We start from the raw sequence: 23575 nt of genomic DNA on the forward strand, positions 1-23575 counted from the left end.
GCATGATAACGGTACCATTCCGGGTTGTGGCGGGCGGCGCGGCGAGGGGCCGTGAGAATTGTGCCGTCAGGGGCCTGTTTGAGTCCGGCTTGCGGCCTCGGGAACGCTCTTGCGGCTAGGGCGCAGAATCGCCCTGTGGCCCGCCACGCAGACGGTCGAGCACAGTGTTCCGCCAGCTTTCCGGCAGGATGTACACGACCCATGCGCCTGCCTCATAGTGGGCGCGCTTCCAGATATCGACCGGATTCCGGCTAACCCTGGCGCAGGCCGACCGGGCCCTGGGACCGCCATGCGACAGCGAGTGATAGATCGTCTTCGCGCGCAAAAGGTGCATGCAGTTGGAAATGAACACGAGCTGGCTGGCATCGGCGAGCGCGCGCTGTTCGTGCAGGCTGCGAAGGCCCGATATCGTATCGCGCGAGGTGACGTCGGCGCTGATCCGCGCGCCCTGGCCGGACCGCCGGATCGCCGCCAGCGCCATGTCCTGGCTGCCGACGATTCCTTCCTGCGGACGGTGGCCGCCGACCATGAAGAGACGGTCGACCTTGCCGGCTTCGAGCAGGGCGATGCCCTTGTCGATGCGTGAATCGGCCTCTTCGGCGGAGTCGGAATAGAAAACGATTCCGGCGCCGCCTTCGATGCTGCTGGTCTGGTCCTGAAACCGGGTCAGGCCGAAGAAGACAAGCGTGGCAACAAGGTCGGCAACCAGCAGCCGGACAAGCAGGATTCGAGCGCGTTTCATGAAATTCCAATAACAGAATTCAGGCGTCGGACGAGAGTGTGGGTGCGGTTTTCACAGTTGCGAGCAGTGCCCGTGTCGGGCTGGTCAGCGGGGCGGGCAGGGCGTCGAGCGCGTACCAGCCAAAACCTCCATGTTTTTCAGGCTCCATCAGCCGGGGTGTGCCCGAAACGACCCGCCCGAAGAAAATCGGTGACACCCAGTGGCGTCCGTCTCCGCCATCGATGATTTCGGACATGCAGGCCAGGCCGGTGATGGCGATTTCGATGCCGAGTTCTTCTGCGACCTCGCGCCGGGCCGTCTCGCGGGCTGGTTCACCGAAATCGATCTTGCCGCCCGGCAGGCCCCAGGCACCGGCTTCAGGCTCGCGCAGCCGCTGGATCAGCAAGAGGCGGCCTGACTCGTCAAAAATCGCGGCACCGCAGCCGGCTTCGGGCCTGTCGGTCATGCGCGGTCTCCCGCCAGCCAGCGGATCACGTCGACATAGTCGAAGGCGAGCGAGATGAGCAGCACGCTCACGGCCGTGACGATCCACTTGCCGGCCCATGTCTCGCGCACCCGCCAGTGCGCGCGGCGGAGCAGAAGGTAGGCAACCAGCGGCGTCCACGGGATGATGTGGCCGAACCCGAGGACGCGGCTGTAGCCGAACTGGCTGTAGAGCGACATCACACCTGCCACGCCCAGGACGAGGCCCAGCAGTGTCCATCGCGCCTCGATACGGACAAAGCTGAAGGGGACCGAAAGCGCGAGCACGCCAACCAGGATTTTCAGCCAGACCTGGATCCATTGCGGTTGGGTGGCGACCTCGGCGTCGAATGCGGAAAACAGCTCGAGCATCGCCCTATAATTCCCCGAAGGCTTTCAGCGCCGCCGTGGCAATCGGTTCGCCCCACTCCTGAACGAAATGCCCGCCGTCCGCGACGATCATCGGTTCCGGGCAGTTGCGGATCGTCTTGCGCAGGTGTTCCATCTGGTTCGGGCCGAGCACCGGGTCCTGGGCGCCGACTGCCATGAACGTGTCGCCGGACCAGTCCTTCGACCACCATTCGGCGGCGCGTTTCGAGATGTCGACGCCGTCCATGCCGGGTTCGACCATGACGAGTTCCGGAAAGCGTCGCACGCCCGCCTTGTAGGTCACGTCCGGGAAGGGCGCGGCATAGGCGGCCGCTTCCGCATCCGACAGGATTGGCGTGCCGCGCTTCATCAGGCCGGCAATGTCCATGTCCGGTTGGCTGCGATTGTATGCCTTCCACTGGTTGAAACCGTCGCCCGGCGACTGGCCGGTGGCGATGGCCGTGTTCATCACGATCAGGCGCTCGAACCGCTCTGGCATCTCCATCGGAATGGTGAGGCCGAGCAACCCGCCCCAATCCTGGCAGACCAAGGTGACCTGCTTCAGGTCCAGCTTCCGGATCAGTTCGAGCATCATGTTGCGGTGGAAGCTGAAAGTGTAGACGGCGTCGTCGACCGGCTTGTCCGAGCGGCCGAAGCCGAGCCAGTCCGGCGCGATAACGCGCGCGCCGCTGTCGAGAAAGACCGGGATCATCTTGCGATAGAGATAGGCCCATGACGGCTGGCCATGCAGGCAGAGATAGGTGCGCACGGCGTCCTGGGGCCCTTCGTCGACATAGTGGACGCGCAGGCCTTCATAGCCGGGCAGGTCGTCGACATAATGCGGGGCATAAGCGTAGCCCGGCAGGTTGTCGAAGCGGGCGTCGGGCGTGCGTTTGGCGTCGAGCGGCATTGGGTATCCTCTGGTCTGTCTTTGCATGTACCATGCGTTAGGCAGTGGTGAATGCCAACAGGGCGGCATTTTTGATCCATGTCCTGATCCTGCCGGGTGAATGTGCTAGGGTGACGGACGCGGGGTTCAGCCAGAACCAGAGACACTCGATTGGAGAACACGATGGCTTACACGCTCAACCGGACCATCGCGGGCGCCGCCTTTGACGCGGTCGACCAGCGCACGCGACAAGCCCTGGCGGGAAAGGGATTTGGTGTGCTGACCGAGATCGATGTCAGCGCGACGATGAAAAAGAAGCTGGGTGTCGAGATGGCGCCGTATCGGATACTCGGGGCCTGCAACCCGGAAATGGCTTATCGTGCCATCGGGATAGAGCCGCGTGTCGGCGCGATGCTGCCGTGCAATGTCATCCTGCGGCAGGTGGGCGACAATGTCGAAGTGAGTGCGGTCGATCCGGTAGCGTCGATGCAGGCGATCGACAATAATGAACTCAAACGTGTCGCTGGCGACGTGCGGGACCTGCTCGCCGACGCCATCGCAGCTATCTGAAGAGGAGGGATATCAATGGCAAAAGTCATCGGCCTGGGTGGGCTGTTTTTTCTGTGCAAGGACGTTGATGCGACGCGCGCCTGGTATGGCCGGGTGCTGGGGATCAATATCGACGATTATGGCGGCAGCAGTTTCAACCATGGCGCCGCGGCTGCGATCTTTCCCAAGGGCGCACAGACAATCTGGGCGCCGTTCAAGGCCGAGAGCGACTATTTCAAGCCGTCCGACAGCGATTTCATGATGAACCTGATGGTCGACGACCTCGACGGCATGATCGCACGGATCGAGGTGGAGGGCTGTGCGATGGAAGGCGAGCCCATGCGGGAAAGCTACGGGCATTTTGCCTGGGTGATGGATCCTGACGGGCGCAAGGTCGAACTCTGGCAGCCGGTCGAGCCGGCTGAAGATTGAAGCGGCGCTTCAGGCAAAAAGCGGCCGCCCGGTTTCCCGTGGCGGCCCGAGGAGAGACTTTTCAGTCAGGGAAGGTCTAGCTCTTGGCAGCCGAGCGGCAGGCTTCCAGTTCGTCTGCAGTCAGTTCCGACTTGTCGTTGCGAAGCGCGGTGATGACACCGACTTCCTTCGCGATCTTCTTGCAGATGCGGACGGAGGCTTTCTTGCGGTCGAGTTCGCCAAAGCACTTGGTGTCTTCACAAGTCCAGACAACGCTTTCAGCGATGACGTGGCGGTCGGAAACGGGGTTGGCTGTTTCGAAAACAAAGGTGCCTGCGATCGCAGGGGCGGAAAGCGCCAGGGCGGCGGCGCCAAGGATGGCTGAACGGAGCATGGGAGGGTGCCTTTCGTTCGGGGTTTGATGTGAGCGTACAACGCGGTGGAGAAGGGGAAATTGACCCCCTCATGCGAATGACTACCAAACGCTGAATAGTTGGTCAAGCGTTCAGTGTCCAGATTCTGGTGAAAGTTCTGCGGCGGAGATTTCAAGCGTCCGGCAGCGCAATATGACTCGTTCAAGCAGTTGCCGCCACGGCACAAATTGCCCCACCCGCAAGGCAGGGTAAGATGGCGCAAAAGCAGAATGATACCGGGAGAGAGACGCTATGGACTTCAATATTCCGCAGGATATCGCCGACTACCTTGTCGTGCTCGACCAGTTCATCGAGGACAAGATCAAGCCGCTCGAGCAGCAGGATGACAATATCCGCTTTTTCGACCACCGGCGCGAATGGGCGCGGACCGACTTCGAGAACCAGGGCCTGCCGCGCAAGGAATGGGAAGAGCTTCTGGGCAAGGCGAAACGGCTGGCTGACGAGGCCGGGCATTTCCGGTTTGGCCTTCCCAAGGAATATGGCGGCCAGAACGGGTCGAACCTGGCCATGGCGATCATCCGCGAACATCTCGCACGCAAGGGCCTTGGCCTGCACAATGACCTGCAGAACGAACACTCCATCGTCGCCAACTATCCGCAGATACTGATGCTGCGCGACTTTGCCCGCGAGGATCAGAAGCACCTCGCGACAGCCGCCCTGGAAGGCAAGTTCCGCGCGACCTTCGGCCTGACCGAGCCGGACCACGGTTCTGATGCAACGCACATGGAAACCCGCGCCGTGCGCCACAAGAAGGACGGCCAGGATGGCTGGCTGATCAATGGCGAGAAGATGTGGATCACCGGCATGCACCATGCCACCCACATGATGTGCTTTGCCCGTACCAGCGGCGAGGACGGCGACGCGCGCGGCATTACCTGCCTGCTCGTGCCGGCCGACGACCCGGGTATCGAGATTGTCGAATACATGTGGACGTTCAACATGCCGACCGATCACCCGCGCCTGACCATCAAGGATGTGTGGGTGCCCGACAGCGCCGTGTTCGGCCCGCCCGAAGGCGGCCTCGCCCTTGCGCAGCACTTCGTGCACGAGAACCGCATTCGTCAGGCCGCCAGCTCTGTCGGGGCGGCGCTGTTCTGCATCGATCAGTCGATAGACTATGCCAACACGCGCGCGCCGTTCGGCAAGAAATTGTCAGTCAACCAGGCGATCCAGTTCCCCATCGTGGAACTGGCGTCGGAAGCCGAAATGCTTCGTTTGCTGATCTTCAAGACAGCATGGGAAATGGACCAGATGTCGAAGCCTGATGTCGCGATCAAGCTGTCGGACAAGGTGTCGATGTGCAATTACCGGGCAAACCGGCTGTGCTGTAACGCCGCCGACCGGGCGATGCAGATTCATGGCGGCATGGGCTATTCACGCCATACGCCGTTCGAGCATATCTACCGCCACCATCGCCGCTATCGCATCACCGAGGGCTCCGAAGAGATCCAGATGCGCAAGGTGGCCGGCCACCTGTTCGGCTTCATGGGCGCGCAGAAACATGGCCAGGCCAAGGGCGAGAAAGACGCCAGGGGCAAGAGCGCCGAGCCGACAGACTTCGCCGTCAGGTAAGCGTAGCCACCCATCTGGCGGCCCCGGGATTTTGTGATACCGTTGGCGCCGGTCCGGCAAACGCATGCTGGCAAGGGGACGGCAAGACGATGTTGAAACGCCTGAAGCAAGCCGGCCTTGGGCTGGTGGTGCTCCTGACTGCGATGATCCTTGTGGGTAGCCTGGTTGCGGCGCTGTTTCCGGCTGACTGGCATGCCGTGCAGGCGACTGTGCAATCGACGCGCATCGAGAGTGTCCGGAATGGTGTTCCCGAGTGGGCGGTTCGCGTTGAGGCGACCTATGAAATGTCCGGTCGAACCTACGATACCCAAAAGGATGTCTTCACCAACACAGACCGAGATCTGTCGGTTGCCGAACTCGAAAACTGGCCGCAGGGGCGTGACCTCACTCTCTACGCCAACGTGAAGTCTCCCGGCACGACGTCGCTTAGCCCTGATGGTGGGCGGGAAGCGGCCGTGGTGGTCGCAGTGATGCTGACACCCGCGCTGACCTTCTTCATCTGGCTCGTCGCTTTTGTCATTTTCCGCCGCCGCCGGAATGCGCGCGAAGCGGCCGGTTGAAGGCGCGTTACTGCCTGAAATCAGCATCAATCGCAGTTTCTTGACGCCAGCACGGTGCAGTTAATCCGGCGGTAACCCTGGAAGGTAAATATTCCGACTGGTTTCATTAATTGTCCGGAGGCCGCGATATGTCCCTGCTTGAAAGGGTGATCCGTGCGCACCGGTGCACGTCGACGCACCATCATATCGCGTTCAATGCGCTGGACCTGATCGAAGGCGACGAGGCCGATAGCTGGAAGTCGCTGTTCCTGGTGCATCACGAACACCTGCTGAAGGGTGCCAAGGCGCCGGACACGACATTCAAGGATTTCCGCAATCACGTCCTCCACATCTCGGAGGGCGAGTGGGGTGGCGCGCGCGGCAAGGCGACCGAATGGTATGCCAAAGCCGTCGACCTGCTGGCGAGGAAGAAATGGAGCGAGGCGGCTTATGCGCTGGGCGTTCTGAGCCACTACTATGCCGATCCGCTGCAGCCTTTCCATACTGGCCAGACGGAAGAAGAAGGCGCCATCCACCGTGCAGTCGAGTGGAGCATCGCGAAATCGCACGACACGATTGCCGAGCGTATTGCCGCCAATGGGTATCCTGACATCGCAGCGGGCGACGGGCCGGGATTCGTCTCTGACATGGTGCGCGCAGGCGCCGAGCGCTCGCACCCGCACTACCAGACCTTCATCGCGCACTATAATCTCGATGCCGGCGTGAAGGACCCGCCCGCAGGGCTCGACGACACGCTGCTCGACATCATCGCCGACCTTGTCGCCTATGCCACGGCCGGCCTTGGCACGCTGATGTCGCGGGCGATTGCCGAAGCGGCTGTTGCGCCGCCCAAGGTGAACCTCACGATCCAGGGCTATATCGAGACGCTGGATATTCCGCTCCGGTACATTTCGAGGAAGCTGGCCGATGCCGGCGACCGGCGCCAGGTGGCGCGCATGTATGCGGAATTCAGCAAGACCGGGAAAGTGATCCGCTCGCTGCCGGCCGACGACAAGGCGATCCGCAAACTGCATGCGAGCCAGGTGCTGCGGGTACCGCTGAAAGTGCTCGACAAGCAGGAACTGAAACGCATCGGTACGGCCCACGTGGCCCGGGACGAAGCCACGGCTGCGCCTGAAGCGGAGGTCGTAGCGGCCAAGCCCAAGCCGAAAGCGGAAGCGAAACCAAAAGCCGAGACCAAGGCCAAGCCGCAGCCTGTTGCGGCGCCCGCGCCCAAGCCTGCACCGGCACCCAAGCCCGCGCCCGAACCCGTCATTGCCGAAACGCCGCCACCGGCGGAGTCGAATGTCGTGGACTCCGAATTCGGGCAGGGGCGGCTGACGCGGGAATCCCCGATTGTCGATGCACCGTCGATCGGGCGGAAGACTGCCCGGCGGCTGGGCAAGGCGGGCCTGACACGGGTCGGCGACCTGCTCGACTGTGATCCGCACGAGACGGCCTTCTATCTCGACGTGGCCCATATCGACGCCGACAAGCTCGCCGACTGGCAGGACCAGGCACGGCTGATGATGGATGTGCCGGGCCTGCGGGTGCACGATGCGCAGATCCTGGTTGGTGCCGGCATACGGTCAGCGGACGACCTGGCGGAGTCTTCGGCGCGGGATGTGTTCCTGTCGGCGATGGACTTCCTGGCGACGCCGGAAGGCGACCGCGTCCTGTGGGACGACGCCGTCTTTGCCGAGGATGAGGTCGAGGGCTGGATCGACATGGCGCAGGCCAGCAAGGCCTGACACCACGGGCGTCAGAGCCCGCGCGGCTGCAGGCCTGCGGCCCGGTAGATTGCGTCAATCGCCATCATGTTTCCAACCGCGTCAGTGCCGCCAGTGAGCGCCGTGGTGCGCCCCGCCAGCACGTCCATGACATGGGCGAGCTGGTGGTCGTAAGTGGTTTCGCCGGGGACGGTAAGGGTGTGGTCGGTGCCGTCTACATGAGTGGTGATGGCGTGGCCGCGGTGGGGATGGATCGGGTTCCTGATCTCGAGGCGCCCGCGCGAGCCTTCGACACGGATCCATGCCTTGAAATCCGTGCCCGGCGCCATGTTGGTCGCTATGTGCCCCGTCACGCCCCCCGGAAAGCTGAATTCCGCCTCGGTTATCGTGTCGACTCCCGGTCGGTCGCAATGGGCGGTCGCGGACACGACCTCCGGCTCCGCGCCAGCCAGGGTGCGTACCCAGTGGACCGGGTAGCAGCCAAGGTCCATCAGCGCGCCGCCGCCAACGTCCAGCGTGTGGCGCAGCTCGCCGGGCCGATAGGGAATTGCAACATCGAACGCCGCCTCGATCCGGGTGACCTGCCCGAGGTCGCCGCCACGGACGATGTCGAAGACACGCTGGAATGCGGGATGGAAACGGTAGTGGAAGGCTTCGATCAGGAGGCGGCCCGCGGCGCCGGCTGCCTCGACCATGCGCGCGGCTTCGGCCGCATTCATCGCGAAGGGTTTCTCGCAGAGCACGGCCTTGCCGGCCTGGAGCGCGGCGATGGAGAGGTCGGCGTGCCGGTGCGGTGGCAGCGCATTGTAGATGAGGTCGATGTCGTCGCGTGCGAGGAGGGCGTCATAATCGGCTGCCGTCTCCGGGATGCCGTGCGCGGCCGCGTAGGCCGCCGCACGACCGGGGTCGCGGGCAGCGACGGCGACGACCGTGCAGTCATCGCGGCGGGACACCGGGGTGAGCAATGCGGGCGGGGCGATCTTTGCTGCGCCGAGCAGGCCGATCCTGATCATGAAGACTCCTGACTGCGGGCGACCTGGCCCGACCTGTGGACAGGGAGTAAACGAAAACGGCCCGCCTGTTTACCCCACCCTAACGGCGCTTAACGCTCTTTCCTGAAATCGACTGCGAAAGCGGGGTGGCGGTAACGAAGGAGAAAGCATGTGGGAGGTTAATGGGGGTTCCGGAGCCATTAATCCTAGGAGTGCCACGCTAATGCTGAATGATCTCATTGCGCACATCGCTAAAATCAATGGACTCCCGGAACAGACGGCCAAGACCGCGCTGGGAATTGTCTTGAATTCAGCTGAGCGACAGGATTCACCCTTCGCACTGGCGATGTTCAAGACCATTCCCGGCGCGCGTGCCCTCGCTGCCCGCACGGGGTCGGAGATCGGCGCCGCTACCGGCATCATCGCCCGCCTGATCGAGCAGACGCCCGGCGGCAAGCGTGTTGTTGCCCAGGGCATGATCGGCGCGCTGCACAAGATTGGACTCGACCACAAGGCGATCGGGCACCTGTTGCCGTCGATTTCGACTTTCATGGAAGAGACCTATGGCATGACCGGCTTCGGTCATCTCGGCGACCTGATCGGTTCGGACCTCGACGCCGAAATCCGCGCCGCCAAGGCTGCCTGACACCAATCGCGCTGCACGCAAGCGCAACCCGGCCGCCCTTCACGGGCGGCTTTTTTTGTTTTGCGACATTCCCGCCAGCCGCAAGCCGTGGCATCCGCCGCCGACCGGGCCGCCCGCCTGTGACGCTTTCGCGGCAGGCTTGGCCCTTTTCTTTATGGGCTGGCGTGGCTACAGCGGGGCGAACAGGTCATGCGAGGGTTACAGATGCGGACGGAAAGCGGAATGCGGGCGGATGAACGACTGGCGCTGGACCTGATGGCGGCGATTCGCGCGGATGCCGAGGCCCGTTGCGCGCCGGACACGGTCGAGCTTGTCTCCGTGACCATCGATGTCACCGGCGCCGACGTGACGGGCGTGCCGGTATTTTCCCCGCGCGTGGACCGCAAGACCCGGACGATCCTGTTTTCGGGCGGCTCGGCGATGTGCGGTGACCAGACCGTGATGAACGCGACAGCCGTCTACCGGATCGTCAGCGCCTGAGTCGGTTCAGCTGCCGCTGAACGGGTGGAGCTGCTGCTGGACCAGGCTCTTGGGCGGCTCGCCATGCACGACACCGTAGGACTCCGGCCAGGCTTCCGGCCAGGCTTCCGGCCAGGCTTCCGGCAGGTAATAGGTGCCGAACAGGCGATCGCGATCATTTCCGCCCCGTACAGACGATCATTACATCGGTGTGTCACGCAGTTTCAGCAGGTCGGGGAATTCCGCGGCGCGCTTTTCGGCGCGGGCGGCGAAGGCTTCCTGCATGTGCGGTGGCGGGATCATGGCGGCGTTCCAGACGCCGATATAGTCCAGCGTGTCGGCTGTGTTGTGGTCACGGCCATAGTTGATCAGCGTCTTGCAGCCGGTGACGGTGAGCGGGTCCTTGGAGGCGATCTCGCGTGCAGTTTCCAGCACGTGGGCCACGCACGCATCATGCGTCTCGAAGATGTCGTTGACGAGGCCGATCTCCTTGGCCTTGGCAGCGTCGATGCGCCGGCCGGTATAGGCCATTTCCTTGACCCAGCCTTCGGGGATGTAGCGCTGCAGGCGGGGGAAGGTGCCGACATCGGCGGTCATGGCGATATTGGTTTCCATGATCGTGAAGAAGGCGTCCTGCGTGCACCAGCGGATGTCGCCGGCAGTGACCATGTCGATCGCGCCGCCGATGACGCCGCCCTGCAAGGCGAAGAGGACCGGTACGCGGGCCTCTTCAAGGGCGTTGAAGGAGGACTGGATCTGGCGGATGTTGGAGCGGAATGCCTCGGCGGCGACGTAGCGGTCGACCTTGCCGCCACCCTCGCCCGAGCCGAAGACGGCAAGGTCCATGCCGGCCGAGAAATGCTTGCCGGTCGAGGAGATGACGATGCAGCGGGCCCGCGCATTCATGTCGATGTCGCGGACGATGGCGGGCAGTTCGTTCCAGAAGGCCTTGTTCATCGTGTTCATCGCCTCGGGGCGATTCATCTGGATGTGGGCGACCTTGTCTTCGATCGTGACAGCGAAGGCTTCGTATTTTTTCTGCAGCATGGGGCGTCTCCTGAATTTGACCGGAGACTAGCACGGGCCGGGGGACAGGCCAGATGTTACGCCGGGGGAAGCGCTAGACGAGCACACTCTCCGCCCTGTTGGGCCGCATCAGGAGGGTGGTGATTGCCTCGTCGACGCTGATTTCACCCTCGATGATCGCCGCAACTGCATCGCAGATCGGCATGTCGACACCCTTTTGCCTGGCGAGACGGCGCAGCACGGGGGCAGTGGCGACGCCTTCGGTGACGGCATTGCGGGCGGCCATGATGCTGTCCAGCGTTTCGCCGCGCCCAAGCGCCAGGCCGCAGCTCATGTTGCGCGAGGTTTCCGACGAGCAGGTCAGCACCAGGTCGCCCAGGCCTGACAGGCCGGCCATGGTTTCGCGTTCGGCGCCGAGGGCGAGGGCAAGGCGTGTCATCTCGGCGCTGCCGCGCGCAATGAGGGCGGCATGGGCAGAGCGGCCGAGGCCCTTGCCCAGCGTGATGCCGCAGGCGATGGCGAGGACATTCTTCACCGCGCCGCCGATTTCCGCGCCGAGCAGGTCACTGGCCAGATAGGGCCGGAAGGTGGGGGTCGAGATCGCAGCGATCAGTTCATCGCCGATGGATTCGTCTTTCACGGCGAGGGTCACGGCGGTCGGCAGGCCCTTGGCGACGTCGATGGCAAAGCTCGGGCCGGACATGACGGCAGGGCTGGCCTCGGGCAATTCGTCGGCCAGCACCTCGGTCATGAACTTGCCGGTGGCAAGTTCGATGCCCTTGGAGCAGAGCACGACCGGCGTGCCGGGGCTGATATGGCCCTTCAGTGCGGCCAGTGTGGTGCGGGTGTGCTGGGCTGGCGCAACGGCGAAGAGGGCATCCTGGTCGTAGAGGTCGGCGACGCTGGTCGTGGCGCGCAGGGCGGGCTTGAGCGGCACGCCGGGCAGGAAAACAGTGTTCTCGTGCGTCGAATTGATCGCATCGGCGACCTCGGCCTCGAGGCACCACAGGATCACGGCCTGCCCCTCGCGACACAGCATCTGGGCGATGGCCGTGCCCCATGCGCCGCCGCCGATCACGCCTATCCTGTGGAAATGTTTCGTCATGCCGCGACATTGGGACATGTTGTGATTCCGGGCAAGTCCGGGCGGCCTAGATGAAATCGAACGTGCCGACTTCGTCCGCGACGGTGATGGCCACCTTGCGGCCGACCGGGCTGGTCTCTTCGCGCAGGATGGCGAGGGCGGCAGGCGTTGCGCGGGCCAGCGCGCGCCGGCCGTCGGCGAGGCGGGCGAAGATGATGCCGCTTTCCGGCCCCTCCCGGCCATGCGTGACGGTGAATGTTTCCAGCGTGCCGTCGCAATCGGTGTCGCACAGGGTGACCTGGTCCTTCGCCTTGGCGGCGGGTGCGGCGGGCGTGAAGGCCTTTGGTGCCGTCGCCGAGTAGATGCCGACGGCTTCCTTGGTCATCCAGCCGCCATTGGCGAGGACGAGGCCGAGATCGCCCGGCGCGCTGCGCAGCTTGTGAACCATCTCGGCGATTCCGTGGAGGGAGTAGTTGTTCCCGGGGCCGCCGAAGAAGGGCAGGCCGCCGGTCAGCGTGAGGGGGCGGGGATCGGTTTTCCAGTCGATGCCGAGGGCAGCGGTGGACGAGAACACGGCGCAGGGAAAGCACGAGTAGAGATCGAAATGGCGAATGTCCGCCGGTGAGACACCGGCCTGTTCCAGCGCCCGCGACGCGGCGACCTCCATGGCCCACGAGCCGTCAAGGCGGGGGCGTACGGAAATATGGTCGTCGCCGGCCTCTCCGCCGCCTTGCAGGTAAATGCGCTTTGCCTGTGGTACGCCGAGGGTATCGGCCTTCGAACTGCTCATGATGATTGCCGCGGCGCCCTGGTTCACGGCGTCCTGCGCGATGAACCATTTCAGGAACGGATCGGCGTATTCGTAATTCTCGCGTGACGCGGTCGCGAGAAAGTCGACGCTGTGCTCGACCGGGAATTGCGAGAACGGGTTCCGGGCCGCGATGGCGGAGAAGGGCTGGAAGAGTTCGGCCATGGCGCGCCGATGCTGGCTGCGCGTCCGCCCCTCGCGGGCGGCGATGGCGTTTTCGAACAGGCCGTAGAAATAGGCGGCCGCGACGAGGCCATGCTTGATCTCCGTGCGGCTGAGCAGCATCGGGCCCATGCCGCGATCCTCAAAGGTTGCGTCGTCACCATCCGTCCAGTCGATCTCGACCCCGTGGCGGCGGGCGCCCTTAGAGGCCCGGTTCGCTTCGGAGCCGGAAATCAGGGCGCATTCGATCTCGCCGGCGTGGATGCGGCCGGCCATCTCATTGACCAGGGCCTGTGGGCTCTGCCCGCCGACCGCTTCGTAGATCAGGTGCGCCGGCCTGGCGCCGAGATCGCGGGCAAGCGTGCCGGGCAGGTTCGAATTGTGGCCATGAGGGTGGGAGGCCCGACCAATCGAGTCTTCGAAGATGCGGACCACTGCCAGCGCGTCGATGGCCTCTGCGAGGCCTGCCACACCGACATCGTCCAGCGCGGCGCGCGATGCATCCGTCATGAGGGAGAGTGGCGACGGCGCATCTGCAGGGCCGGCGGTTCCGTCCCACTGGCTGAGGCTCTGGCCGACGCCGACGAGGACGGGCATGTCTCCCTTGGCCATATGATCGCTCCTGTTTCGATTGGCTTGTACCGCGACGAGTCTAGCGTGCCCGAATCCGGATTTCGAGACGGGACGTTGGGGAAGGTCGGCCCCGGAACGGCTGCGTGGGCCGAAGGTGCGCAATAAGGTCAATCAATACAAAAAGTTATTTGCGCCTTACATGCGCCACGGTGATACCCATATGTAGGGTGAAAGTGCCATTCCCGGTATTCCCCGCACGTTCTCGCAGATTACGGCCAAAGCGGCCTGCCTGTCCGGTTTGGGGCCAGTATCCATTTGCTGCGCTGTTCCTTCAAAACCGAAAGTTCCCTCATGCTGTCTGTCCTGTCCTGTCTTCGCGCCCTGATGGCGGCCGCAACCGCGGTTGTCATGGTTTCAGCCGCCGCGCCTGCCGCGTCTGCGGAGAACGTGGCGACGACGCCGGCAAACGCCTCGGCGCGCGTCTACGGCTCCGGCTGGGCCTGTAATGAGGGCTTCCGCGAACAGGGAACCGGCTGCGTGGCGATCGTCCTGCCTGCCAATGCCTACCTGACCGACGGAATCTACGGCACCGGGTGGGATTGTTCCTACGGGTTCACGGCCGAACGCGGCGCCTGCGTTCAGGTCAAGGTGCCGGCGAATGCCCACCTCAATTCCTACGGGACACGCTGGGCCTGCGATCGCGGGTACCGGTTGGAGAGCGATACGTGCAACCTGGTCACGCCGCCCAAGCATGGTTATCTGACCAACAGCTCCTACGGCGACGGCTGGGCATGTGAACGCGGCTACGCGATGAGCGGCGAAGAATGCGTCAAGATCGTGGTGCCCGCGAATGGCTATCTGGTCACGTCGAGCACCGGCTTTGGCTGGAAATGCGAACGCGGTTACCAGGAAGCGGCAAGCGCCTGCATCGAAGTCGTCGTTCCGGTGAACGCGCACCTCAACAGTTCCGGCGATGCCTGGGACTGCAACCGGCCGTTCATCCGGTCCGAAAAGGTCTGCATCATCCGCTGACGGATCAGGCCATTTGCGTCGCGCCGGTCAAGGCAAAGCCTTCATACGCATTGGCCACGACCTCATCGCATTTTTCCCGATAGACACCGACGCCGCCCGGATAGGGCATGAAGACGCGCGGCTTGCCGGGAACATTTGCCCCCAGATACCAGGAATTGGCCTGCACGTAGAGCGTCTGGTCCGCGATCTCGTTGACATGCGCGACCCAGGCCTGCTCGGCCTCCGGCGTTGCCTCGATCGTGGTGAGCTGGTGATCCCCCAGGTGGCCGATGCAGTCGGCGATCCAGTCGACATGCTGTTCGATGGACACCATCATGTTGGACAGCACTGACGGGCTGCCCGGCCCGGTGACCATGAACAGGTTCGGGAAGCCCGACGCCATCAGGCCGAGATAGGTGACCGGCCCGGCCGCCCATTTGTCGCGCAGGCGTTCACCGCCACGGCCGCGAATGTCGATCCGGTCGAGCGCGCCGGTCATCGCGTCAAAGCCGATGGCGTAAATGATCGCATCGAATTCGTGGTCCTGCGCGGTGGTGCGGATACCGGTGGGCGTGATCGCCTCGATCGGGGTTGCGATGAGGTCGACCAGCGAAACATTGTCCCGGTTGTAGACCTCGAAATAGCCGGTATCGACGCACAGGCGCTTGGACGCGATCGGGTAGGTCTTCGGCACCAGCATCTCGGCCGTCTCCGGATCCTTCACGATGCTGCGGATCTTGTCGCCGACGAATTCGGCGAGGGTGTCGTTGGCGGCCTTGTCGACGCCGAGATCGGCGTAACCGGCGGCAACGCAGAAACCGCCGCGGGCCCAGCGCTCTTCGTACACGCGCCGGCGCTCCTCGGGTGATGCCTCCAGCGCCAGGGCCTCGCCGGGATCGAGCGCCCGGATGCCAATGCCGGATTCGCGCTCTTCCTGCCGGTAGGTGTCGCGGTTGGCTTTCCAGTCGGCAGCGACAGCGGGATCAATCGGTCCGTTGTGGGCGGGCACGCTGAAATTCGGCGTGCGCTGGAACACGGTGAGCGTGCCGACCTCGGGTGCGATGGTCGTGATCGTCTGGATCCCTGAAGAGCCAGTGCCGATGATGCCGACCCGCTTGCCGGAAAAGTCGACACCGTCGCGCGGCCAGCTTGCCGTGCTGTAGGTTTCGCCCTTGAAGCTGCCTGCTCCCGGAATGTCGGGTTCCTTGGCGGCCGAGAGGCAGCCGGTTGCCATCACGCAATAGCGCGCCGAGATGCGCTCGCCCCGGTCGGTCAGAATGCGCCAGCGATCGCGGGTCTCGTCATAGACCGCTTCGGTCACGCGGGTGTCGAGCTGGATGTCGTGGCGCAGGTCGAACCGGTCGGCGACGTGATTGATGTATTTCAGGAGTTCGGGCTGGGAGGCATAGCGCTCGGTCCATTGCCAGTCGAATTCCAGTTCGTCGGAGAAGGAATACGAATATTCCTGGCTCTCGATGTCGACCCGTGCGCCGGGATACCGGTTCCAGAACCAGGTGCCCCCGATATCACTGCCCGCTTCATAGATGCGCGCCGACACGCCCATGGCGCGGAGCCGGTGCAGCATGTACAGGCCGGCAAAGCCAGCGCCGACGATGACGGCGTCTATCATGTCCGGGGCCTTTGCGGCCTCCTCGACGGGTCTGCTCTTTGGCATGACCGGTTTCCTCCCAATCTGCTTTTCTGTCATCAGAATAGCATGGATTGGAATTTCACAAGCCGGTTCCGCCGGGTCAGGCCCGCATGATCAGTCGGACAGGAAGCCCTTTTCCTGGAGGTATCCGAGGATTTCCTCTGCGGCGTCTTCCGGTGACTGGCCAACCGTGTTGATCCGCACTTCGGGATTGAGCGGTGGTTCGTAGGGGCTGTCGATGCCGGTGAAGTTCTTGATCTCGCCGGCGCGGGCCTTCTTGTAGAGGCCCTTGACGTCACGGCTCTCGGCGACGCCCAGCGGCGTGTCGACATGGATTTCGACGAACTCCCCGTCAGCCATCAATCCGCGAGCCATCTGGCGCTCGTTGCGGAATGGCGAGATGAACGAGACGAGCGTGATCAGCCCTGCATCGGCCATCAGGCGGGCGACATTCGACACGCGCCGGATGTTCTCGACCCGGTCGGCATCGGTGAAGCCGAGGTCGCGGTTGAGACCGTGGCGGACATTGTCGCCGTCGAGGATGAAACTGTGCTTGCCGAGCGCGAACAGGCGTTTCTGCAGGGCATTGGCGATGGTCGACTTGCCGGACCCCGACAGCCCCGTGAACCAGAGCACGGCAGGCTTCTGGCCCTTCTGCTCGGCGAGTGCGGAGCGGTCGATGTCGATGGCCTGCCAGTGGATGTTGGAGGCGCGGCGGAGGGCAAAGTCGATCAGGCCGAGAGCGACCGTGTCATTGGTCTGGCGGTCGATCAGGATGAACCCGCCCATTTCCCGGTTCTCGTCATAGGGGTCGAACGCGATCGGCTGGTCCAGCGAGAGCGTCGTGACGCCGATCTGGTTGAGTTCGAGCGTCCTGGCCGAAACATCGTTCAACGTGTTGATATCGATGCCGTATTTCGGCGCATTGATCGTGGCGGTGACGGTCTTGGCGCCTATCTTCATGAGATAGCGGCGGCCGGGCAGGAGGGGCGTGTCGCTCATCCACAACAGGCGGGCCTGGAACTGGTCCGACACTTCGGCCGGATCGTCGGCGGAGACGATGACGTCGCCGCGGGAGGAGTCGATTTCATCGGTGAGTGTCAGCGTCACGGACTGGCCGGCAATCGCCTCATCAAGGTCGCCAGTGGCGGTGACGATGCGACCGATCGTGGACTGGCGGCCGGAGGGAAGCGTCTTGACCCGGTCTCCGGGCCTGATCGAGCCGGCGGCGATCTGGCCCGAGAAGCCGCGGAAATCGAGATTGGGGCGGTTGACCCACTGGACCGGCATCCGGAACGGGGCGCCGAGGCGCTTGTCGCCGATCGGTACGGTCTCGAGGTATTCCATCAGGCTCGGACCATCATACCAGTCTGTCTCGTTGGAGCGTTCGGTAATGTTGATGCCCGCAAGCGCCGACATCGGAATGGGCTGCACTTCAAGGTCGGTCGCCAGCTCGTCGGCGAAAGCGTAGAAGTCGTCGACAATGTCATCGAAGACCTGCTGCTTGTAGTCGACGAGATCCATCTTGTTGACCGCCAGCACCAGGCGGCGAATGCCCAGCAGTGTGGTGATGAAGCTGTGGCGGCGCGTCTGGGTCAGGATGCCCTTGCGCGCGTCGATCATCAGGATGGCGACATCGGCGGTCGAGGCGCCCGTTGCCATGTTGCGCGTGTACTGTTCATGGCCGGGCGTGTCGGCCACGATGAACTTGCGCTTGTCGGTGGCGAAGAAACGGTAGGCGACGTCAATCGTGATGCCCTGTTCGCGTTCGGCGGCGAGGCCGTCGACGAGGAGGGCGAAGTCGATATTCTCACCCTGCGTCCCGACCCGCTTTGAATCGGCCTCCAGCGAGGCGAGCTGGTCCTCGAAGATCATCTTGGAATCGTAGAGCAGGCGGCCGATCAGGGTCGACTTGCCGTCATCCACGCTGCCGCAGGTGATGAAGCGCAGGAGGGACTTGTTCTCGTGCTTTTGCAGGTAGGCGCCGATGTCGGAGCCGATAAGGTCGTCGGTGAGGCGCATCTAGAAATAGCCTTCCTGTTTTTTCTTTTCCATCGAGGCGGCCTGGTCGGCGTCGATGACGCGGCCCTGGCGCTCTGACGTCGTGGTCAGCAGCATTTCCTGTATGATCTCTTCCAGGGTCGCGGCGGTGCTTTCGACCGCGCCGGTCAGCGGGTAGCAGCCGAGCGTACGGAAACGGACGGATTTCATCACGGCGGTCTTCGCCAGTTCCTCGGGCACGCGGTCGTCGTCGACCATGATGTCGACGCCATTCCAGCTCACCACCGGGCGCTCCTTGGCGAAATAGAGCGGTACGATCTCGATCTGCTCACGGCGGATATATTGCCAGATGTCGAGTTCGGTCCAGTTCGACAGCGGGAACACGCGGACGCTCTCACCGGGATGGATCCGCGTATTGTAGAGGTTCCACGGCTCCGGGCGCTGTTTCTTCGGGTCCCAGCGATGCTCGGACGAGCGGAACGAGAAGACGCGTTCCTTGGCGCGGGATTTCTCTTCGTCGCGCCGGGCGCCGCCAAAGGCCGCATCGAACTTGTACTTGTCGAGCGCCTGCTTGAGCGCGGCGGTCTTCATGATGTCGGTGTGCATGGCCGAACCATGCGTGAAGGGGCCGACGCCATCGCGCACGCCCTCTTCGTTGACGTGAACCAGCAGGTCCATGCCCATTTCGGCGGCCTTGCGGTCGCGGAATTCGATCATCTCGCGGAATTTCCAGGTCGTATCGACATGCATCAGTGGAAAGGGAGGGCGCGAGGGATAGAACGCCTTCATCGCCAGGTGCAGCATGACGGCGGAATCCTTGCCCACCGAATAGAGCATCACGGGGTTTTCACACTCCGAGGCAACCTCGCGCATGATGTGCAGGCTTTCGGCTTCCAGCCTGTCGAGGTGGGTCATCTTGGCCAAGTCGGTTTCGTCCTTCATTGTCTTGTGGCGTCCTAGTCGCCCTGAAGTGGGGATGGAAGCGTGCGTTGTGCAGGAAACGCACTTGTAAGCGTTACTATACACACGGCATGAATGGGGGCACTGCAGTTTCTATCATGCCCGATGTCCCTGTTAATGCTAAAAATACCCTCAGATTGTCGCAATTCCCAACAAACTGTCATTATTCAGACCGAAAGCCCGGGTCTATTTACGCGATCAGATTCGCGGAGGTAGATTATGTGCGGGATTGTTGCAATTGCAGGATCGGAACCGGTTGCGGGACGCCTGATTGATGGCCTGAAGCGCCTGGAATATCGCGGCTATGACAGCGCGGGGATCGCTATTTCGGCGGGCGGCTCCATCGACCGTCGCCGTGCAAAGGGCAAGATCGTCAACCTGCAGGCCCGCCTGGACGCCATGCCGATGGACGGGACCACCGGCATCGCGCACACGCGCTGGGCCACGCATGGCAAGCCCAACGAGGTGAACGCCCACCCGCACATGTCGGGCAAGGTGGCGATCGTCCACAATGGCATCATCGAGAATTTTCGTGACCTGCGCACCGCGCTGGAGGCGGCCGGCCGGGTGTTTGAATCGGAAACCGACAGCGAAGTCATCGCCCAGCTGATCGACCAGAAAATGAGCGAAGGCCTTGCTCCGGTCGATGCGTTCGCGGCCACGCTGGACCAGCTTTCCGGCGCATTCGCCCTGGCCGTGATCTTTTCCGGCGACGAGACGGTGTTGATGGGCGCCCGCAAGGGCAGCCCGCTGGTGCTCGGCTATGGCGAGGGCGAGATGTATCTCGGTTCCGATGCCATCGCGCTGGCGCCCCTGACCCGCGACGTGACCTATCTGGAAGAGGGTGACTGGGCCGTCCTGCATCCCGGCAGCGTCGACATCCGCAATGCCCGCGGCGACCGGGTGAACCGCCCGCGCGTCAAGTCTGCCGTCAACGACGCCCTGATCGAGCGCGGCGAGTATGACCATTTCATGCTGAAGGAAATCCACGAGCAGCCGGAATCGCTGGCCCGTTCGATCCTGCCCTATATCGACCAGGCCACACAGACGATCCAGGCCGGCGAGACGGCCGACCAGATCTTTGGCGATGCCGACCGCGCCGTCGCGATTGCCTGTGGCACCGCCTATTACGCGGCCCAGACGGCCAAATACTGGTTCGAGCAGATTGCCCGCCTGGCCATGGAAACCGACATCGCGTCGGAATTCCGCTACCGCAAGCCGGTGCTGCCGGTGACCGGACCAGCCCTGTTCGTCAGCCAGTCGGGCGAAACGGCCGACACGTTGGCGGCCCTGCGCTATTGCCGTGAGAACAAGGCGCCCGCGATTGCCGTGGTCAATGTGCCGGAAAGCTCGATCGCGCGTGAAGCCAAGGCGATCGTGCCAACCCATGCCGGGCCGGAGATCGGCGTGGCATCGACCAAGGCGTTTACCGCCCAGCTAGCGGTTCTGGCAGTGCTCGCGCTGTCTGCCGCCAAGGCCCGCGGTCACCTCAAGGCCGGCGACGAGGCCCGTTACGTGAAAAGCCTGCTGTCCTTGCCCCGCAAGGTGTCCGAAGCGCTCGAAGCGGAGGCCGATATCAAGGCGATTGCACAGTCTCTGGTGAAGGCACGGGATGTTCTGTTCCTGGGGCGTGGCCGCTATTTCCCATTGGCCCTCGAAGGCGCACTGAAGCTGAAGGAAGTGTCGTACATCCACGCTGAAGGCTACGCTGCCGGCGAACTGAAGCACGGGCCGATTGCCCTGATCGAGCAGGACCTGCCGATTGTCGTGGTCGCACCGTATGACGCCCTGTTCGAGAAGACGCTGTCGAACGTGGAAGAAGTGCGGGCGCGGGGCGGCCGGATCATCCTTGTTTCCGATGACAGGGGCATCAAGCTGGCCGGCAACCGCGCCGATCACGTGATTCGCCTGCCGGACGCCGACGAGATCGCGATGCCGATCCTGGCGGCAATCCCGATGCAGCTGCTCGCCTATTTCGTCGCCGTCGCCAAGGGCACGGACGTCGACCAGCCGCGCAATCTCGCCAAATCCGTCACCGTCGAATAGGCGGCGGAACACACGGCACTGGAAATCCTCGCGCACAGGTGCGAGAAGTTGGCCGAACCCGTTCCGCCAACGCCAGAAAGCTGATGGATGCCCGTTCCCGATATTGCCGAACTCGAGGCCGAGATCATCGCGCTGCTGGCCGAGCATGGGCCGATGACCGGCAAGGAGCTGGCAGAAATGCTGCCGGACAAGCCGAAGCTGTCCCTGTGGCAGGCCTGTTACCAGAGCCGGTCGCTGCACGTGTCCCACTTCGCGAGCTATTACCTGCGGTTTGATATCACGCGGGAAGACCAGGTCCGGCTCAGCCCGTCGATCCTGCGCGATTTCCTGTCCTTCTCGCTGTTCGGCCTGCCGGGACAGCGCGAGCAGCTGATCGAGCGCCAGGGCACGCTGTCGAACATGCACCGCGAGATCAGCCGCGAGAAGATCGGCCTTGCACAGCAGGTGATGAAGTCGCTGTTCCTGGACCTTCCCCGCGAGATCCGCTCGTCGATGTGCGCGTTCATCGCGGGCGACCTTGCGTATTTTCTCGCGCACAACGAGCCGCGCGAGCACATGGTGTCGGGCGAGATGGTCAAGGGGTCCGACATTGATATCGTCATTATACTGAGTGATGACTTGCCGGAATCGATCCAGCGCAAGATCGACACCGACATGATCGCGCTGAAGAACTACTACCTGCGCCATCCCCAGTATCGTCACGAGATCGACTTCATCACCAAGCGCAAGTCGACCATGGAGCGCCAGCTCCAGTACACCGATATCCACGACAAGATCGCCAGCAAGATCGCCTATGAATCCATGTTTCTCGGCGGCTCGCTGACGCTGTACATGGAAGTGCGCGACGCGATGATCGCCACCGGTGTGGACCGCCTGATCGAAGCGGACTTCGATCACGCCCTGAAGGACCGCAAGCATGCCATGCAGACGCTGTTGCAGGTCTCAAGCGAAGATATCGACGATGAGACGCGCTCGCTGTTCTACTTCTCGCAGGAGCGCGTGGAGTTTACCTGAGCTGCGTCAGTAGCGATCCGTCAGGCCGCGAGCTTTCAGGGCATCGATGACCAGTTTGACATCCTGGGCGCGCGATTGCGACATCACCAGGACTGACCCATCCCGGACCGCGATGACGAGGTCTTCGACCCCGAGCGCCGCGACGAGGACTCCGTCATCCGAATGCACGGTGCAGTTTTCGGCATCGATCAGCACCGGCGGGACCGGCCCGCTCGAGGCCTGGAGGTGGCCGACGGCGGGCCATGTGCCGACATCATTCCAGGCGCAGGAGAGGGGGCCGACCACGGCGGCGGCCTGCGTGTGTTCCATTACGGCATAGTCGAACGATATCGACCGGGCTGTCGAAAAGGTCGCTTCGTCGATCCGGTGCACCACGCCGGTAATGTCGGCCAGGCGCAGGGCTTCGGTTGCCGTTTCCAGCAGGTCAGGGGCGTGCTGCTTGAGTTCTTCGCGCATCAGGCGGGCCGGGAACAGGAAGATGCCCGCATTCCAGGTGTACGCGCCGTCTTCCAGGTAGGACATCGCGGTTTCCCGGTTCGGTTTCTCCCGGAATGCGTCAACCGTATGCGTGTCGTCCGCGATCCTCTTGCCGGCCTTGATATAGCCGAAACCGGTCTCCGGCCGGTCCGGCGAAACACCGAATGTCACGATATGGCCGGCGGCCGCGACAGCGGTCGCGCCGGTGACGGCTTTGCGGAACGCGGCCGGTTGGCCGATGAAATGGTCAGATGGCAACAGGATTACCAGTCCGTCCGGGTCGATCTTGTCGATGAATTCCGCTGCGACGGCGGCAACGGCGCCGGTATTGCGGGCGCAGGGTTCCAGCAGGATGGCCAGAGGCGACACGCCGATATTGGCCAGCTGGGCCTCGATGAGATCAAGGTAGCGGGCATTGCTCACGATCGTCGGCGGGGCAAATTCCGGGGCATCGTCAGCCGGCAGCATCCGCCGGATGGTCTGCTGGAACAATGATTCCTCCGACAGCAGGGGAACAAACTGTTTCGGATGGCGGGAGGTCGACACGGGCCACAGGCGCGTGCCCGAGCCGCCGCACATGATCACGGGGTAGATTTTCATGAAAAGAGGCCGCTCCCGGGGAATTTGTTTCAGAGACGCTTAAGCAAGAATCAAACCGACAGTGCATTTATTCCAGACCTGCGCGCAAGTTTCCATCCGCCCCTTGAGCCTGAGTGCCCGGTGGAGGGCCCGGAGGCCTACGTCAGCACACCCCGTCACTTGACACTCAACAGGGGCCAAGCAACGCTCCCGTTTACACGGTCGCGCCATCCGATCCGGCGTCAAAACCGTACACCAGATCAAACCGAGGAGTGCCGCGTGACCGGAAAACCCAGGAATTGCAGCACGTCCCTGCGTCTCGTGCTGACAGCTGTCTTGCTTGTGCCCGGCGGGGTCATGCTTGGTGCGTGTGCGGGCGGTGGTGGAGG

At 63.3% G+C, this 23575-nt stretch carries 23 protein-coding genes; 10 read left to right on the forward strand and 13 right to left on the reverse strand.

Annotated features, from left to right (window positions below; translation table 11 throughout):
* Positions 1–115 precede the first annotated feature (115 nt).
* Genes HJO_RS16950 through HJO_RS16965 form a run of 4 tightly spaced genes read right to left on the reverse strand, consistent with a single transcriptional unit; the run spans position 116 to position 2483 of the window.
* Positions 116–742: an ElyC/SanA/YdcF family protein gene (locus HJO_RS16950; RefSeq protein WP_035619412.1), complete on the reverse strand. Its 627-nt coding sequence runs from the start codon at positions 740–742 to the stop codon at positions 116–118.
* A gap of 19 nt (positions 743–761) precedes the next feature.
* Entirely contained in the window at positions 762–1187 is a 426-nt protein-coding gene (locus HJO_RS16955) for an NUDIX domain-containing protein (protein ID WP_035619415.1), read from the reverse strand.
* On the reverse strand, positions 1184–1576 hold the full coding sequence (locus tag HJO_RS16960) for a hypothetical protein (protein WP_035619416.1): 393 nt from the start codon (positions 1574–1576) through the stop codon (positions 1184–1186). Before HJO_RS16960 ends, HJO_RS16955 begins: the two co-directional genes overlap by 4 nt.
* A gap of 4 nt (positions 1577–1580) precedes the next feature.
* Complete coding sequence (locus tag HJO_RS16965) at positions 1581–2483, reverse strand: haloalkane dehalogenase (RefSeq protein WP_035619418.1); 903 nt, start codon at positions 2481–2483, stop codon at positions 1581–1583.
* A 162-nt stretch (positions 2484–2645) separates the two neighbouring features.
* On the opposite strand from HJO_RS16965, the gene HJO_RS16970 reads away from it, so the two are divergent.
* Positions 2646–3032 carry a DUF302 domain-containing protein gene (locus tag HJO_RS16970; RefSeq protein WP_035619420.1) on the forward strand — a complete coding sequence of 129 codons (387 nt, stop codon included), beginning with the start codon at positions 2646–2648 and terminating at the stop codon, positions 3030–3032.
* Positions 3033–3047: 15 nt separating this feature from the next.
* Positions 3048–3443 carry a VOC family protein gene (locus HJO_RS16975; protein ID WP_035619423.1) on the forward strand — a complete coding sequence of 132 codons (396 nt, stop codon included), beginning with the start codon at positions 3048–3050 and terminating at the stop codon, positions 3441–3443.
* Between the two features lie 76 nt (positions 3444–3519).
* Here the strand turns inward: HJO_RS16975 and HJO_RS16980 are convergent, their stop codons facing one another.
* Positions 3520–3816: a DUF8200 family protein gene (locus HJO_RS16980; RefSeq protein WP_035619424.1), complete on the reverse strand. Its 297-nt coding sequence runs from the start codon at positions 3814–3816 to the stop codon at positions 3520–3522.
* A 271-nt stretch (positions 3817–4087) separates the two neighbouring features.
* Here HJO_RS16980 and HJO_RS16985 point away from each other — a divergent pair, with 271 nt between their 5' ends.
* The 3 genes from HJO_RS16985 to HJO_RS18855 all read left to right on the forward strand — a co-directional run bounded on the left by HJO_RS16985 (position 4088) and on the right by HJO_RS18855 (position 7718).
* A complete protein-coding gene (locus tag HJO_RS16985) occupies positions 4088–5428 on the forward strand; it encodes an acyl-CoA dehydrogenase family protein (RefSeq protein WP_035619425.1) in 1341 nt (446 codons plus the stop codon).
* An 89-nt stretch (positions 5429–5517) separates the two neighbouring features.
* A complete protein-coding gene (locus HJO_RS16990; RefSeq protein ID WP_035619427.1) occupies positions 5518–5988 on the forward strand; it encodes a DUF3592 domain-containing protein in 471 nt (156 codons plus the stop codon).
* 128 nt (positions 5989–6116) lie between these two features.
* Positions 6117–7718, forward strand: a complete 1602-nt coding sequence (locus HJO_RS18855; protein ID WP_035619429.1) for a DUF4332 domain-containing protein — start codon at positions 6117–6119, stop codon at positions 7716–7718.
* Between the two features lie 11 nt (positions 7719–7729).
* Here HJO_RS18855 and HJO_RS17000 read toward each other — a convergent pair whose 3' ends face one another.
* A complete protein-coding gene (locus HJO_RS17000) occupies positions 7730–8710 on the reverse strand; it encodes a Gfo/Idh/MocA family protein (protein ID WP_035619431.1) in 981 nt (326 codons plus the stop codon).
* Between the two features lie 202 nt (positions 8711–8912).
* Here HJO_RS17000 and HJO_RS17005 point away from each other — a divergent pair, with 202 nt between their 5' ends.
* Together HJO_RS17005 and HJO_RS17010 are read left to right on the forward strand one after the other, a co-directional pair.
* Complete coding sequence (locus tag HJO_RS17005; protein ID WP_035619433.1) at positions 8913–9335, forward strand: hypothetical protein; 423 nt, start codon at positions 8913–8915, stop codon at positions 9333–9335.
* A gap of 222 nt (positions 9336–9557) precedes the next feature.
* The gene (locus HJO_RS17010) at positions 9558–9815 is read left to right on the forward strand and encodes a hypothetical protein (protein WP_156945850.1); all 258 of its coding nucleotides are present in this window, start codon (positions 9558–9560) and stop codon (positions 9813–9815) included.
* A gap of 180 nt (positions 9816–9995) precedes the next feature.
* Here HJO_RS17010 and HJO_RS17015 read toward each other — a convergent pair whose 3' ends face one another.
* From HJO_RS17015 to HJO_RS17025, 3 genes are all read right to left on the reverse strand, one after another.
* Positions 9996–10841, reverse strand: coding sequence for a crotonase/enoyl-CoA hydratase family protein (locus tag HJO_RS17015; RefSeq protein WP_035619436.1), 846 nt, complete (start codon positions 10839–10841; stop codon positions 9996–9998).
* Between the two features lie 73 nt (positions 10842–10914).
* Complete coding sequence (locus HJO_RS17020) at positions 10915–11925, reverse strand: NAD(P)H-dependent glycerol-3-phosphate dehydrogenase (RefSeq protein WP_035619438.1); 1011 nt, start codon at positions 11923–11925, stop codon at positions 10915–10917.
* Between the two features lie 46 nt (positions 11926–11971).
* Positions 11972–13486, reverse strand: a complete 1515-nt coding sequence (locus tag HJO_RS17025; protein ID WP_035619440.1) for an acetyl-CoA acetyltransferase — start codon at positions 13484–13486, stop codon at positions 11972–11974.
* Between the two features lie 312 nt (positions 13487–13798).
* Between HJO_RS17025 and HJO_RS17030 the strand changes: the two genes are divergently transcribed.
* Complete coding sequence (locus HJO_RS17030) at positions 13799–14479, forward strand: hypothetical protein (RefSeq protein WP_051618754.1); 681 nt, start codon at positions 13799–13801, stop codon at positions 14477–14479.
* A 4-nt stretch (positions 14480–14483) separates the two neighbouring features.
* Here the strand turns inward: HJO_RS17030 and HJO_RS17035 are convergent, their stop codons facing one another.
* The 3 genes from HJO_RS17035 to cysD form a co-directional block, all read right to left on the reverse strand.
* Entirely contained in the window at positions 14484–16133 is a 1650-nt protein-coding gene (locus HJO_RS17035) for a flavin-containing monooxygenase (protein WP_035619467.1), read from the reverse strand.
* A 90-nt stretch (positions 16134–16223) separates the two neighbouring features.
* Positions 16224–18131 carry a sulfate adenylyltransferase subunit CysN gene (cysN, locus tag HJO_RS17040; RefSeq protein WP_035619442.1) on the reverse strand — a complete coding sequence of 636 codons (1908 nt, stop codon included), beginning with the start codon at positions 18129–18131 and terminating at the stop codon, positions 16224–16226.
* On the reverse strand, positions 18132–19025 hold the full coding sequence (gene cysD / locus HJO_RS17045; protein WP_422120076.1) for a sulfate adenylyltransferase subunit CysD: 894 nt from the start codon (positions 19023–19025) through the stop codon (positions 18132–18134).
* Between the two features lie 264 nt (positions 19026–19289).
* Here cysD and glmS point away from each other — a divergent pair, with 264 nt between their 5' ends.
* A complete protein-coding gene (glmS, locus tag HJO_RS17050; protein WP_035619446.1) occupies positions 19290–21116 on the forward strand; it encodes a glutamine--fructose-6-phosphate transaminase (isomerizing) in 1827 nt (608 codons plus the stop codon).
* An 87-nt stretch (positions 21117–21203) separates the two neighbouring features.
* Positions 21204–22130: a hypothetical protein gene (locus tag HJO_RS17055; protein ID WP_035619449.1), complete on the forward strand. Its 927-nt coding sequence runs from the start codon at positions 21204–21206 to the stop codon at positions 22128–22130.
* Positions 22131–22136: 6 nt separating this feature from the next.
* On the opposite strand, the gene HJO_RS17060 is transcribed toward HJO_RS17055, so the two are convergent.
* The gene (locus HJO_RS17060; RefSeq protein ID WP_035619451.1) at positions 22137–23207 is read right to left on the reverse strand and encodes a mannose-1-phosphate guanylyltransferase; all 1071 of its coding nucleotides are present in this window, start codon (positions 23205–23207) and stop codon (positions 22137–22139) included.
* Positions 23208–23575: the final 368 nt, after the last annotated feature.

This window comes from Hyphomonas johnsonii MHS-2 (assembly GCF_000685275.1).
Lineage (GTDB): Bacteria > Pseudomonadota > Alphaproteobacteria > Caulobacterales > Hyphomonadaceae > Hyphomonas > Hyphomonas johnsonii.

Excerpts from the sequence above, each read along its gene's own strand:
- HJO_RS16950 (WP_035619412.1), bottom strand. The coding sequence starts at position 742 with ATGAAACGCGCTCGAATCCTGCTTGTCCGGCTGCTGGTTGCCGACCTT.
- HJO_RS16955 (WP_035619415.1), bottom strand. The coding sequence starts at position 1,187 with ATGACCGACAGGCCCGAAGCCGGCTGCGGTGCCGCGATTTTTGACGAG.
- HJO_RS16960 (WP_035619416.1), bottom strand. The coding sequence starts at position 1,576 with ATGCTCGAGCTGTTTTCCGCATTCGACGCCGAGGTCGCCACCCAACCG.
- HJO_RS16965 (WP_035619418.1), bottom strand. The coding sequence starts at position 2,483 with ATGCCGCTCGACGCCAAACGCACGCCCGACGCCCGCTTCGACAACCTG.
- HJO_RS16970 (WP_035619420.1), top strand. The coding sequence starts at position 2,646 with ATGGCTTACACGCTCAACCGGACCATCGCGGGCGCCGCCTTTGACGCG.
- HJO_RS16975 (WP_035619423.1), top strand. The coding sequence starts at position 3,048 with ATGGCAAAAGTCATCGGCCTGGGTGGGCTGTTTTTTCTGTGCAAGGAC.
- HJO_RS16980 (WP_035619424.1), bottom strand. The coding sequence starts at position 3,816 with ATGCTCCGTTCAGCCATCCTTGGCGCCGCCGCCCTGGCGCTTTCCGCC.
- HJO_RS16985 (WP_035619425.1), top strand. The coding sequence starts at position 4,088 with ATGGACTTCAATATTCCGCAGGATATCGCCGACTACCTTGTCGTGCTC.
- HJO_RS16990 (WP_035619427.1), top strand. The coding sequence starts at position 5,518 with ATGTTGAAACGCCTGAAGCAAGCCGGCCTTGGGCTGGTGGTGCTCCTG.
- HJO_RS18855 (WP_035619429.1), top strand. The coding sequence starts at position 6,117 with ATGTCCCTGCTTGAAAGGGTGATCCGTGCGCACCGGTGCACGTCGACG.
- HJO_RS17000 (WP_035619431.1), bottom strand. The coding sequence starts at position 8,710 with ATGATCAGGATCGGCCTGCTCGGCGCAGCAAAGATCGCCCCGCCCGCA.
- HJO_RS17005 (WP_035619433.1), top strand. The coding sequence starts at position 8,913 with ATGCTGAATGATCTCATTGCGCACATCGCTAAAATCAATGGACTCCCG.
- HJO_RS17010 (WP_156945850.1), top strand. The coding sequence starts at position 9,558 with ATGCGGGCGGATGAACGACTGGCGCTGGACCTGATGGCGGCGATTCGC.
- HJO_RS17015 (WP_035619436.1), bottom strand. The coding sequence starts at position 10,841 with ATGCTGCAGAAAAAATACGAAGCCTTCGCTGTCACGATCGAAGACAAG.
- HJO_RS17020 (WP_035619438.1), bottom strand. The coding sequence starts at position 11,925 with ATGACGAAACATTTCCACAGGATAGGCGTGATCGGCGGCGGCGCATGG.
- HJO_RS17025 (WP_035619440.1), bottom strand. The coding sequence starts at position 13,486 with ATGGCCAAGGGAGACATGCCCGTCCTCGTCGGCGTCGGCCAGAGCCTC.
- HJO_RS17030 (WP_051618754.1), top strand. The coding sequence starts at position 13,799 with ATGCTGTCTGTCCTGTCCTGTCTTCGCGCCCTGATGGCGGCCGCAACC.
- HJO_RS17035 (WP_035619467.1), bottom strand. The coding sequence starts at position 16,133 with ATGCCAAAGAGCAGACCCGTCGAGGAGGCCGCAAAGGCCCCGGACATG.
- cysN (WP_035619442.1), bottom strand. The coding sequence starts at position 18,131 with ATGCGCCTCACCGACGACCTTATCGGCTCCGACATCGGCGCCTACCTG.
- cysD (WP_422120076.1), bottom strand. The coding sequence starts at position 19,025 with ATGACCCACCTCGACAGGCTGGAAGCCGAAAGCCTGCACATCATGCGC.
- glmS (WP_035619446.1), top strand. The coding sequence starts at position 19,290 with ATGTGCGGGATTGTTGCAATTGCAGGATCGGAACCGGTTGCGGGACGC.
- HJO_RS17055 (WP_035619449.1), top strand. The coding sequence starts at position 21,204 with ATGCCCGTTCCCGATATTGCCGAACTCGAGGCCGAGATCATCGCGCTG.
- HJO_RS17060 (WP_035619451.1), bottom strand. The coding sequence starts at position 23,207 with ATGAAAATCTACCCCGTGATCATGTGCGGCGGCTCGGGCACGCGCCTG.